Below are 12,734 nucleotides of genomic sequence, written 5' to 3'. Positions count from 1 at the left end.
AAATCAAAGTATAAATTCACTTCCTCCCGATGAAAAAACATTTCCTATACTTTCTGTTGCTCCTTTATACTTCATCTGCTCTCGCACAACCAGCGGCGCAGGTAACCGGCTTCTGGAATGGCGCCATACAAACCGGTGGTATGCAACTCGCCCTTGTTTTCCATATTCAGGAAAGCAACGGAGCGCTAACAGCCACAATGGATGTACCGGCACAGAGCGCTAAAGGCATTCCGGTAAAGGAAGTAAAACTGGTGCAGGATAGCTTATTTTTACATTTACCAGCCATTGGAGGTAGTTATGCCGGAAAGTTAACAGCTCCTGGCACCATCGAAGGCACCTGGAAGCAAAGCGGCCAAACTTTTGCCATGCAATTGAAGAAAGGCGAAGCCGTACAACCCAAACGTCCGCAGGAACCCGTTAAACCCTATCCTTATAAAGAGCAGGAAGTAAGTATAACGAATAGCACAGCAGGCATTAAACTGGCAGGCACATTTACGCTACCAACCGGCAAAGGGCCTTTTCCGGCAGTTATACTTATCTCGGGGTCTGGTGCCCAGGACCGCGATGGCACCGTGATGGACCACAAACCATACTTAGTCTTAGCTGATCATTTAACGCGCCAGGGCCTGGCTGTACTTCGGTTGGATGACCGTGGTGTGGGCGGCTCCACTGGCAACCCGGCTTCGGCAACTACTCTGGATTTTGCAACCGATATAACAGCAGCCTATACTTTCCTGAAAGCGCAACCAAGTATAAATCAGAAAAAGATTGGGCTAGTGGGGCACAGCGAAGGCGCTTTGATAGCGGCAAAAGTGGCAAACCAACAACCAGATGTGGCTTATGTAGTATTACTGGCTGGCAATGCTGTACCCGGAACCGAGTTGCTTGTAGCGCAAAACGAAGCACTTTTAACAGCGGCAGGTATGCCGGAAACCTTGCTAAAACCTTACCTGGAGCTCCGTAAAAAACAATTTGAAGTAGCCGCCACCCAAACCGACGCTTTTGCAGCAGCAAAAAAAATCAGAAAGCTCGAACAGGAAACCACTGCCAACCTTACGGCAGAACAGAAAACACAACTGGGCTTTACTGCCCAAAGCGAGCAGGCTATTGTCGCGCAGCTTAGCTCCCCGTGGGTTAAACATTTTCTGGCCTACGATCCTGTGCTTACGCTCCAGAAACTAAAACAACCGGTATTGGTACTGAATGGTACAAATGATTTGCAGGTACCAGCCAGCCAGAACTTACCAGCTGCCGAGAAAGCCCTGAAAGCCGCAGGAAATAAAACGTATACCATCAAGGAAATGCCTGCCCTTAACCACCTTTTCCAGACAGCTAAAACCGGACTGCCGAACGAGTACAGCCAACTCGAGGAAACCTTTGCACCGCTGGCGTTACAAACTATAAGCGACTGGATAAAATCAACCCTGAAAAAGTAAACCTGCAATAAAAAAACAGAAGCCGCTCCTGACTGACAGGAGCGGCTTCTGTTTAAAAGTATAAACTGTGTTTATTTCCAGACTGCCCAGTTGCTGGCTGCAGCCCAGTTTTCGCCACCAACGGCTCCTCTAAAGGCCACCGGCGAAAAAAACGAGGTATAATCATTCCCACTGAAGTTAGCGCCTGTAGCTGCAACCGATTCGCTGGAAACAGTAAAATCAGGGGTTTGCGCATACGGGCTTTTCAGTTTAAAATCAGCGAAAGAAGAAATTACTTTGTTCTGATTGGTTTCATTCAGGCCGAATTTTTCCAGCTCAGGGTCAGCTACTACTTCCGTGTTCAGATCCCAGGTAAAGGCTCTGGCCGCGTTATCGCTGTGCACCAGGTTGTACTTAAACTCGGATCCTTCATTTTTCAGTAAAACAGGTCTTGTTTTCATACAAACCATCAGGCCACCCTGCGGGTACTCTGCAATAATGGAGTTACGTACCGCAAAACGCGTTGCTTTACGAATGTAAACACCTTGGTTCAGGTTGGTTTTTGTGGTTTCTGCACCTTGTGGGCCAATAATGGTCATGTTCGAAATAACAGGACGCGTAAAAGGCTGCGGACCAAGCGCATCAAAATCATTCAGGCTTTCCATGGCGTTGGCTCTGAGTGCATGCGTGGTTGTTTTAGTACGGTACGAGATCAGGAACTGCAGTTTGCCGGTATAGCCGCGGTCAAAGTCAAAATCATCGTCACCGTTGTTATAAGCAATCAGGTTTTTAGCATTCACGGTACCTCCCAGAAACTGAAAACCATCATCTTTCGAGTTTGTCACCATCACATGGCTTACTTTAGTGCCGGTACCTACACCTGCCAACGTTAAACCACTGGCCAGGTCTATTGCCCACTCGTCTTCGTTGGCCGGGTTAAGCCCACCGGTATACGCTACGCGCAGGTAACTGATCGAGCCCGAATTATCAGTTGCCACATCGCCCCCAAACTTTGTATCCGCTGAAACGGCAAGGCCTGGCAAATTTGCCTGTTGCCCAAGGTTGGTTGGTGCTTTGCCCAATACAAAAATACCTGCCCAATCGCCGGGCGCTTTCGTTGCGGCAGCCGATGTAAACACGACCGGCCTCTCGGAAGTACCATTTACAAATAATTTAGCACCCTGTGTTATAACAAGAGCACCTAGCTGTTTATCTTTAGAAGAACCCGCTGTTACGGTAACGCCTGCCGGTATGGTAAGCACGGCATTATTCTTCACATACACCTGTCCTTTTAAATAATAAGTTTGGTCTTGTTTAAGAGCAAGGTCTGATGTGATTACACCTTGCAAAGTATCTGCTTTTTGCTCGGAAGGATTTCCTGGATTGATAACATCGTCTCCTTCGTTACACGAAAAGAGGGTAAGCAGCGACAAAACAGAGGCGAACGCTGTAATTTTTCTCATAGCAATTTAATATAGATTGTTAATGCTGAATTATCTAACGCCCCACAAACTTTACAAGCACTGCCAACACTGCTTCAGGCTTTTAGGTAGTTTTGAGGTATGAACATTTTGCATACGTTTTCTGACCGGAATAAGCTGAAATTATCCTGAAAATTCTTTGAATGAACTAAATCCTTACGTACCACAAAGGCCGGTACTGTATAACAGTCCGGCCTTTGTGGTAGCAACCACTAACTATAAGAAAAGTATACTTTGTGATTATCAACTATACTGTAAAGTAATTCTCCAGTTCCTGCAAGGTATTTTCGGTTGTTTGCATATCCTGTATCAGCTGCCCTTTTTCCAGGATAATGATGCGCTCGCATACTTCTGTTACGTGGCTCAGGTCGTGGCTTGATATGAGTATGGCCATGCCGTGCTGGTCGCGGAGTGTTTTGAGCAGGTTCTTTAACCGGATCTGGGAACTAGGGTCGAGGTTAGCAAAAGGCTCATCCAGAATAAGCAGTTCGGGGTTAAATAATGCCGCTGCCGCTACGCCGATCTTTTTCTGGTTGCCCTTCGAAAAATCGCGGATATACTTGCGCTGTGCTAAAATTTCACCGTTAAAAAAATCCAGGAATGGGGCCAAGCGCTCTGTAATATCGCCATCCGAAAGGCCATGCAGGTCGCCTATGAATCTGAAATACTCTTCCGGCGTCAGGTAATCAATCAGAAAGCCTTCGTCTAAATGTGAGCCGGTATACGATTTCCATGCTCCGGATTGCATTACGTTAAGTCCTTTCAGAAAAACCTCGCCGTCTGAAGGCCGGATCAGATCCAGGATCATCCGGAAAAGAGTGGTTTTGCCGGCACCGTTATTCCCGACTACGCCAACGGTTTCGTGGGTAGCCACGCTGAGCGCCGGAATAGATACTACTGTTTTGCCGTTGTAGGCTTTTTCTATATTTCGTACTTCAAGTATTGTCTGATTCATACTTTTAAAAGACGCTATTTTTTAATTATAAGAGCGTTTTATACTTCAGAAAACCAGCATTAGCTTACCCGGAAACCGGTAGCCAGTTTATACTTGTTCTCCTCGAAGCGTTTTACCGTTAACAAAAGCAGTTGCTTCCGGAAAATAAAGCCAACCAAGCCCAGCGCCCCAATCGTGAAAACGCCCCAGTAAGGTATACCCAAGAACCCGAAAGGCGCATAAATAAGCAGCGGCAACAGCAGCAACGGAATGCCTTGTATAAAATTAGAAGCCCCCACGCCCTGCCAGTTAAACGAGGCACCTTTGGCCAGATCCAAGCGCTTGCTGTTGAATACCGAAAAGTAAAATACGATGAACACATTGATGCCCATGTTAAAGAGCAGCGCAGCCAGGTTGATAAGTATGATTTTGTAACTGATGAGGCCGTAGGGCAAGGTAACTAAGAAAGCAAGGCCCATAACCGGTATAAACAACCAGAACTTGGCCAGGTAAAACTGGTAAGGCGAAATTCGTTTGGTTAGCAACGCATCGAAGTGGGCACTTTGCCAGGCAGGTATAAATTGTCCGTAGTTAAACATAAACATACCAGTCGTGAAAACGCCTACAAACAGCAACATCGCGAAGCCATCCAGGTAACTATCCTTGTAAAACAGAAAGCCATACAACAGGAAAATGCTGGACAGGAGAACCGTTGATTTTGTGCGTTTGTGCCGCCAGATCAATTTTAACTCCAACGCGATCAGTTTGCCTGTTATTCCGAAACGGTCGAGGAAGCTGAAATTGCTGCTGCTTGCATTTTTAGTTTGGTGCACGGCCAGCTCTTCGGGGTACAAATGCCCTTTTAAGTAACGGAAATTTAACGTATAAACCACCACCAGCAGCAGCACCGGAACAGCTACCAGCCAGGGTTGCGCTAACACAGCGCCAAATGCCTCCGAAGAAGCTATCCGCAACGAAATAGCGCCCATGTAATCCAGCAGCATCAGGCTGGCAATTGCTAACCCGAACACCAAAGTATAAAGTGGGTTGCTGGTGAGCAATCGTTTAAAATAGAGCAGCAGGAAATTATTTACGAGCGTTATACCCATAAGCGCGCCTAACCATGCCGCCGCCATGCAAGCGCCGTGCGCCGGAATAACCGCCTCTACCATAAAAGGCACAAAAACCAGCAGCACAATAAAATTAAACAGGCTCGTAACCGATTTCAGGAGCACAAAATGAATGAGTTTACTTTTCGGGACGGGCAAGTGCAAGTAAGGTTGAATGGCCAGCACCGGAAGTTCCTGCAGCATAAACCGCGTAAAAAGATCGGTCAGGAAATAAAACAGCAGGAAACTGTTAAAAGCGGTAACTACGTTCTGGTCAGGGAAAAACTCGGCCAGCAGGTTGTCCGCCAAAAAGCCAAGCGACAAAAAGATCGCGCCAAAGTATAAAACCAGCAACCCAATAAAAATATTGATGCCCAGGTTTTTCTGGAAAACGGAAGAGCGTTTATTTTCTTTCCATTGCTGCCGGAGAAGCGTAAAAAGTATACTCATGTAAAAAGCAGTATATTGTATACTTTAAATATAAGAAGAACCCACCGGGCGGGCAAATATAAATCCCGGTTCCCACCATCTGCAACTCAAAAATGGTAGTTATTTAACCGGGTCATAACCGCTTCCGCCCCAGGGGTGGCAACGGCCGATGCGTCTCAGGGCCATCCAGCCTCCCTTAAAAGGGCCATACTTGTTTACAGCCTGCACTGCATACGTAGAGCAGGTGGGCGTATAGCGGCAAGCAGATGGTGTGAGCGGGGAAATCAGATGCTGGTAAACCCAGATCAGTGCCAGCAAAAAATTCTTTAAAATCCAGGTCATAACGATGGTTGGTATACGCTTAAATTCCTGCCTGCTAGCAAGAGGACGCATTTTTTTTGCTAATTTAGCAGCAGTTTAACTTATCTAAACACATATTCATGTTTAAAAGAATCCTTTCTCTCTTACTTTTAGTTTCGCTGAGCGCGCCTTTCGCCGCTAAAGCAGACGAAGGTATGTGGCTGCCTATGCTTATTAAGCGTCTGAACCATACAGATATGCAGAAGCAAGGCTTAAAGCTTACTGCCGAAGAAATTTACTCTGTAAACAACTCGAGCCTGAAAGATGCGATCGTACAATTCGGTGGTTTCTGTACAGGTGAGTTCATTTCGCCGGAAGGCTTGCTGCTGACCAACCACCACTGTGGTTACGGCGCCATCCAGGCCAACTCTACCCCGCAAAACGATTACCTGACTAACGGCTTCTGGGCAACTTCCAAAGACCAGGAATTACCGAACGAAGGCTTATTTGTTGATATTTTAGTGCGCATGGATGATGTAACAGGCAAAGTGCTGGAAGGCATTACGGCTTCTACATCAGAAACTGAGCGCGCTAAACTGGTTGCAGAACGCATGGCAGCTATCTCGAAAGAGGCAGGCAACAATGGCCAGTACGTGTCTTATGTACGTGATTTTTACAACGGAAACGAGTTTTACCTGTTCATCTACGAGCGCTTCACGGATGTTCGTTTAGTTGGTACGCCTCCATCTTCTGTTGGTAAGTATGGCGGAGATACGGATAACTGGATGTGGCCACGCCACACCGGCGACTTCTCTATGTTCCGGGTATACATGGCTGCTGATGGCAAGCCTGCTGCATACAGCAAGAGCAACGTACCTTACAAGCCAAAGCACCACCTGCCGATCAACATTGCAGATAAAACACCAGGCGATTTCTCAATGGTATTCGGTTTCCCGGGCCGTACCAAGCGTTTCATGACCTCGCATGGCCTGAAACTGGAAGTTAATCAGCTAAACAAATCGCGTATTAAACTGCGTGAGCGTAAACTGGCCCTCTGGAAAGAAGACATGGACAAAGCAGATGCTACCCGCATCCAGTATGCTTCTAAGTATGCTTCTACTGCCAACTACTACAAATACTCTATCGGCCAGAACGAAGGTATTACCCGCATGCACACCATCGAAGGCAAACTGGTTGATGAAGACAAGTTCCAGGCGTGGGCAAACGATGCACAGCGCAAAGCTACCTATGGCAATGTTCTGAACGAGATCGCGGCTGCTTACAACACCATCGAAAAGTATAACCTGCACAACATCTACCTGAACGAAACAGTTTTAGGCACCGAGTCGCTGATGATGGCGTACCGTTTTTCTGCACTTAACAACGCGCTTAAATCTGGTGATGCCGCCGCTGCGCAAAGAGCCGCTCAGGATTTACAGGGCCGTTTAGATGGTTTCTTTAAAGACTACAATGCCGCTACCGACAAAAAGGTATTTGCTGCCATGATGAAGTTCTACTCCGAAGATATTGCCAAAGACCAGCAGCCGGCCGCTTTCAAAGCGATGGTTGCCAAGTATAAAGGCGATTTCAACAAGCTGGCCGACCATGTGTACAGCAACTCGTTTGTAGTGAACAAGCAGAAAACAGAAGCTTTCCTGAAGAACCCGACGCAGAAAAAACTGGAGGCTGATCCTGCTTTCGCGATCGTAAATTCTATCCTGGAAAACTACCTGACCACCATCAAACCAAAGCTGGACGAAGCCAATGCAAAACTGGCAACAGCAAACCGTTTGTATGTAGCCGGCGTGCGCCTGATGAACCCGGATAAAGTATTTTACCCGGATGCTAACTCCACGCTGCGTTTAAGCTATGGCTCCGTGAAAGACTACAGCCCGCAGGATGGCGTGGTATACAACTACTACACTACCATGGATGGCCTGATGGCCAAGGAAGACCCGAACAACGAAGAGTTTGAGGTTCCGGCTAAATTAAAGGAGCTTTACAACAAGAAGGACTACGGCCGTTACGCCAACTCGAAAGGCGAAATGGTGGTTAACTTTATCACCGATAACGACATCACGGGTGGTAATTCCGGTTCTCCGGTTATCAACGGCCGTGGCGAGTTAACAGGCCTTGCGTTTGATGGCAACTGGGAAGCAATGACCGGTGACCTGGTATACGATGCCGATTACAAGCGTTGTATTAACATGGACTCACGTTACCTGTTATTCATCATCGAAAAGTATGCCGGTGCCAACAACCTGATCTCAGAAATGACGATTGTAGACAAGCCAAGCCCGGGCCCTGCCGATGCCGCTTCTGCTTCTGTTTCAAAGGGAAATACGCCACAGGCCGAACTGCTGGATGCTGTTATGACCGAAGCAAAACAGAACCTGAACAACGGCAAGGACGAGTTCAAGATCGAAAAGAAAAAAGGAGATGTGAAGGTTAAACTTCAGATCAAAGACTAAGTATACATTTCATACTTTGGAAAGCGGCGCCGGGAGCAATCTCAGCGCCGTTTTTTGTTTTGAGGTACAGTCTGGCACGAGCGTCCTCGCTCGTAACTTACTATAATGGGGCCTCTGGCCCTCGCATTTAATCTAACTATAATTGCTTGCGTATTCAGACTATGTCAGAAAAGTATAAAATCACCGCCCTCGCTCGCCTCTGGCGAGTGTGAGCTACTTTCGGCCTCTGGCCGCTTAAGCCTTTATTGATTACTTGTCGTACTTTAAATTAACTAGAATCAACAAAGCCTCCATGAGTGAATACCGCAAAGCTCATAAAGATGAACTATACTTTATAACCCTGTCGGTAGTAGGCTGGATAGATGTCTTTACAAGAAGGGAATATAAAGATATCTTGGTTGAGAATTTAGACTATTGTCAACGTAAGGAGGGGCTTGAGATCTATGCTTATGTTATCATGACCAATCACCTCCACCTCATCGCCAGAAGACAGGAAAAAGACCTAGGCGAGCTGTTAAAAAGATTTAAAAGTTATACTGCCAAGAAAATAATTGCTGCTATTGAATCAAATCCGCAGGAAAGCAGAAAAGAGTGGATGCTTGCTATGTTCCAGCACTTCGCCTTAAAAAATAAACAGTACGGGAAATACCACTTCTGGCAATATACCAATCACCCTACTTTACTTTATTCAGCTGAAGTTATAGAACAGAAGAAAAAATACATCCATATGAACCCGGTAAAGGCAGGAATAGTAATAGAGCCGGAATATTATTTCCACAGTAGCGCATGTGCTGAAAGCCCACTCAAAGTAATGGAAATTTAGTATCAATACACATTAGCGGCCAGAGGCCCAAAGTAGCTCACACTCGCCAGAGGCGAGCGAGGGCTTTAAATATGATGTTATTGCTGTATGGGCCAGAGGCCCCACTATTACAAGTCAGGAGTGAAGACGCTCGCGCCATAGAAATTCTTATACACAAACACTCCTCTGCCCTCCAGGCAAGAATTTTCACAAAACTTAACTAAATTTTTCTCCCTACACCATCCGTCTTTCGTACAGCATACTTTGTAATACACAGGTACTAAGCAAGATGGGATGGTTAAACTTCTACGACGCAGCTTATACTTTATACTTTTCCTGCTCCCTTGCCTGCTACAGGCGCAGGTTGTTGCGCCAACCGGAGCACGCGCCGCCGCACTGGGCAACGCTTCCGTTACACTTCCCGATCTCTGGGCTCTAAATAATAACATTGCTGGAATTGCGAGCCTTGAACAACCACAACTGGGCGCGTATGCCGAAAGCCGTTTTGGGGTGCGGGCATTTACGACAGTCGCTTTTCAAGGAGTATATCCAACTACAAAGTATGGCAGCTATGGCATAAGCCTGAGCCGGTTCGGAGATGAACTGTACAACCAGCAACACATCGGTTTTGGGTGGGCACATAAGCTGGGGCAGTTCAGTTTAGGCGCGAAAGCGGAAGTATGGCAAGTAGCCGTAGAAGGTTACGGCAGCCGGAAAGCGCTAACTTTTTCGGTGGGCGGACAGGCTGAAATCATACCTGATTTATACTTTGGTGCCTACGCTTATAACCTGAACCAGGCCAAACTTGCTCAGTTTGAAGACGAACGCCTGCCCACCATCATGAAAGCCGGCATCGCCTATAGGCCTTACAAAAAACTGCTGCTGGCCATCGAAACCGAAAAGCATATAGACTTTGACGCAGATTTTAAAGCAGGCATCGAGTACCAGGCCATACTTCAGAAACTTATACTTCGCACCGGGTTTAGTTCGCTTACCAATAAAGCTACGTTTGGGGCAGGCTTTCTGGCCAGGCAGTTTGCTGTTGATTATGCATTTGGTTCTACTACGTTGCTTGGTTTCAGCCACCATTTATCTGTTGGTTATACCTTACGGAAAGGGGCTTTATGAAAGTATGGGCGCTCTCTTTTATCCTGATCTATACTTTACAAAGCGCGAACGCACAGGATTTTCCGCGCCGCAACATCGATTTTGATTTGTTTGTGCAGGAGCTTTTCGGGCAGCAGGAAGACGAGAACATCCCCTACGAAGATTTTTACGAAACACTTTTTCAATACTACCAACGCCCTTTAGACCTGAACACGGCCACTTCCGAAGAGCTGGCGTCGCTGTTCATACTTTCGCGGCCGCAAATTGCTTCGCTCCAAAAGTATAAACAGGAAAACGGCAAACTCATCAGTATCTACGAACTGCAAGCCATCCCCGATTTCGATCTGGTGACCATTTACAAGCTTGTTGCTTTTGTGCGGGTAGACGATGCCGGCCTGAACTCGGATCAACGGCCGCTCTGGCAACGGGTGATAGGCGAAGATAACAACGCACTTATACTTCGGTACGAACGTACTTTGCAGCAAAGGCGCGGCTATACTTCCGGGGAAGGAAGTCGTTACCTGGGCTCACCTGACAAAGTCTTACTGCGCTACCGCAACAGCCACACCCGTGATTATAGCCTGGGCATTACCGCCGAAAAAGACGCCGGAGAGCAATTTACCTGGCGCCCCGGCACACGCCAGTATGGCTTCGATTTTTATACGGCCCACCTGCAGCTCTACAACAAAGGCAAGTTTAAAACTATTGCTATAGGTGATTACCAACTCCAGATCGGGCAGGGTTTGCTGCTATCATCGGGTTATAGTGTGGGCAAGGGCAGCGAAACCATCACAACCATCAGCAGGGCAAATCTGGGCATCCGGCCTTACAGCTCTGTGCTGGAGTATGCGTATTTCAGGGGAGCGGCGGCAACATATACGTTGGGCAGAATCAATGTAACGGGCTTTTACTCGAACAAGCGCGTGGATGCCAATGTGCAGGTACAGCAGGATAGTTTAGCAACCAATTCGGAAGACTTCTTTACTGGCATCCAGACCACAGGCTTCCACCGGACGGCAAATGAGCTGGCAAATAAAGGCGGCGCACGGGAGCAGCTTTTCGGTACCAACATCAGTTACCTGAGCCGCAACAACAGTTTGCAGATTGGTATTACGGGGTTAGGCACGCATTACAGTTCGGCTATCAGAAAAGCAGGTGCGCCTTACCAGCAATTCGAGTTTGGTGGCAAAAGTAACTTCAACCTCGGCACCAATTACAGCTATACCTGGCAGAATGTATTCGTGTTCGGGGAGACGGCTGTGAGCAAAAGCGGCGGCGTGGGGAGCGTCAATGGCCTTATAGCCAACTTATCCAATAAAGTAGAACTTGCAATGCTGTACCGGTATTATGGCCGCAGTTTTCATACTTCCTACGGCGGCGCTTTCGGAGAAGGCAGTCGCAATATTAACGAACAGGGATTTTATACCGGCATCAAACTAAAGCCTTTTGCCAAATGGGAGCTTACTGCTTACTACGACAGGTTCCGATTTCCGTGGCTGCGCTACCGCGTGGATGCACCCTCTTACGGAAACGAATATCTGCTGCGTTTATACTTTAAACCAAACCGCCAGACCTCGCTGTACGCCCAGTTCCGGACAGAAAGCAAAGGCCTGAACGCACCCAATAACGACACTAAAATCGATTACGTGGCGCAAGCACTCCGCCGGAATTATCTTTTATACTATGAGTTCGCGCCAACTAAAACAGTGCAGCTTAAATCGAGGGTACAGTTCAGTAGCTTTGAACACAACGCCGCTCCGACCACCGGCTATTTAATTGCGCAGGACATTAACTTTGATTTTAACCGCATCCGGTTGAGTACACGCTACGCCATTTTCGATACGGATAATTACGACACACGCCAGTATACTTTTGAGCGCGATGTACTGGGAGCTTTCTCCATTCCAGCTTTCAGCGGGAAAGGCACACGTTTATACTTGCTGGTGCAGCTGAGCCCGCTACGTGATCTAGATTTCTGGGTAAAGTATGGCTTCATGCATTACCGAAACCAAGATAGCGTTGGCTCCGGATTAGATACGATTGAGGGTGCACGCAGATCGGATGTGAAAGCGCAGGTGCGGTACAGGTTTTAGAAAGTATAATTAGCAGCTATTGGGTAGAGTAGTTCAAAGTATAAAAAACAGATTTTCATACTCTTAAAGTCCGGTTTTTAAGCTGCGCCTTTCCATCAGGTAAATATCGCGCCACGCGCCATGTAATTGTCCGATGCGTTCGCGCAAACCCACTATCCGGAAACCGCATTTTTCGTGCAACTTTATACTTGCTTCGTTCTCTTTAAAAATGCCTGCCTGCAATGTCCAGAATCCTTCTTCTTCGGAACAGGCTACCAGCTCGTTTAAAAGTTTATGCCCGATGCCCTGCCCGCTATACTTTGGATGAATGTAAACGGTATCTTCGGCCACGCCCCGGTACACGCACCTGCCTGATACGGCCGTAAGTGCAGCCCATCCTACTACCACATCCTCCTGCAGAGCAACTAATCGGCACGAAGGCAAAAACTTGGCATCCCAGGTTTCCCAATCGGGTGCATGGGTTTCCAGTGTGGCCAGGTTCGTAGCCATGCCCAGTTCATAGACTGCTTTCACCTGCCCGTAATGCTCCGGCAGCAGCGTAGTAATTTTGGTAGTAGCGACAACAGTTTTCATGACTTAAAAAAGGCAAAAAT

At 47.3% G+C, this 12,734-nt stretch carries 10 protein-coding genes; 5 read left to right on the top strand and 5 right to left on the bottom strand.

Annotated features, from left to right (window positions below; all coding sequences use genetic code 11):
* Positions 1-29: 29 nt before the first annotated feature.
* Positions 30-1,436, top strand: coding sequence for an alpha/beta hydrolase family protein (locus tag DP923_RS10405; protein ID WP_112305795.1), 1,407 nt, complete (start codon positions 30-32; stop codon positions 1,434-1,436).
* A 71-nt stretch (positions 1,437-1,507) separates the two neighbouring features.
* Here the strand turns inward: DP923_RS10405 and DP923_RS10400 are convergent, their stop codons facing one another.
* The 4 genes from DP923_RS10400 to yidD all read right to left on the bottom strand — a co-directional run bounded on the left by DP923_RS10400 (position 1,508) and on the right by yidD (position 5,710).
* Positions 1,508-2,878: a hypothetical protein gene (locus DP923_RS10400; RefSeq protein ID WP_112305794.1), complete on the bottom strand. Its 1,371-nt coding sequence runs from the start codon at positions 2,876-2,878 to the stop codon at positions 1,508-1,510.
* 265 nt (positions 2,879-3,143) lie between these two features.
* Positions 3,144-3,851 carry an ABC transporter ATP-binding protein gene (locus DP923_RS10395; RefSeq protein ID WP_317047277.1) on the bottom strand — a complete coding sequence of 236 codons (708 nt, stop codon included), beginning with the start codon at positions 3,849-3,851 and terminating at the stop codon, positions 3,144-3,146.
* A 59-nt stretch (positions 3,852-3,910) separates the two neighbouring features.
* Positions 3,911-5,389 carry a DUF5687 family protein gene (locus tag DP923_RS10390; protein ID WP_239021006.1) on the bottom strand — a complete coding sequence of 493 codons (1,479 nt, stop codon included), beginning with the start codon at positions 5,387-5,389 and terminating at the stop codon, positions 3,911-3,913.
* Between the two features lie 99 nt (positions 5,390-5,488).
* Positions 5,489-5,710: a membrane protein insertion efficiency factor YidD gene (gene yidD, locus DP923_RS10385; RefSeq protein ID WP_112305793.1), complete on the bottom strand. Its 222-nt coding sequence runs from the start codon at positions 5,708-5,710 to the stop codon at positions 5,489-5,491.
* A gap of 98 nt (positions 5,711-5,808) precedes the next feature.
* Between yidD and DP923_RS10380 the strand changes: the two genes are divergently transcribed.
* From DP923_RS10380 to DP923_RS10365, 4 genes are all read left to right on the top strand, one after another.
* Positions 5,809-8,139 (top strand): S46 family peptidase, encoded by a 2,331-nt coding sequence (locus tag DP923_RS10380; protein WP_239021005.1) that lies wholly within the window; start codon positions 5,809-5,811, stop codon positions 8,137-8,139.
* Between the two features lie 292 nt (positions 8,140-8,431).
* The gene (locus tag DP923_RS10375) at positions 8,432-8,962 is read left to right on the top strand and encodes an REP-associated tyrosine transposase (RefSeq protein ID WP_112305792.1); all 531 of its coding nucleotides are present in this window, start codon (positions 8,432-8,434) and stop codon (positions 8,960-8,962) included.
* 273 nt (positions 8,963-9,235) lie between these two features.
* Positions 9,236-10,069 carry a PorV/PorQ family protein gene (locus tag DP923_RS10370; protein WP_112305791.1) on the top strand — a complete coding sequence of 278 codons (834 nt, stop codon included), beginning with the start codon at positions 9,236-9,238 and terminating at the stop codon, positions 10,067-10,069.
* On the top strand, positions 10,066-12,141 hold the full coding sequence (locus DP923_RS10365) for a ComEA family DNA-binding protein (RefSeq protein WP_112305790.1): 2,076 nt from the start codon (positions 10,066-10,068) through the stop codon (positions 12,139-12,141). Before DP923_RS10370 ends, DP923_RS10365 begins: the two co-directional genes overlap by 4 nt.
* A 63-nt stretch (positions 12,142-12,204) precedes the next feature.
* Here DP923_RS10365 and DP923_RS10360 read toward each other — a convergent pair whose 3' ends face one another.
* Entirely contained in the window at positions 12,205-12,714 is a 510-nt protein-coding gene (locus DP923_RS10360) for a GNAT family N-acetyltransferase (protein ID WP_112305789.1), read from the bottom strand.
* Between the last annotated feature and the right edge of the window lie 20 nt (positions 12,715-12,734).

Origin of the sequence: Pontibacter arcticus (assembly GCF_003284895.1) — a bacterium.
In the GTDB taxonomy this organism is placed as follows: Bacteria; Bacteroidota; Bacteroidia; order Cytophagales; family Hymenobacteraceae; genus Pontibacter; species Pontibacter arcticus.
This window is presented reverse-complemented; position numbering and strand designations above follow the sequence as displayed.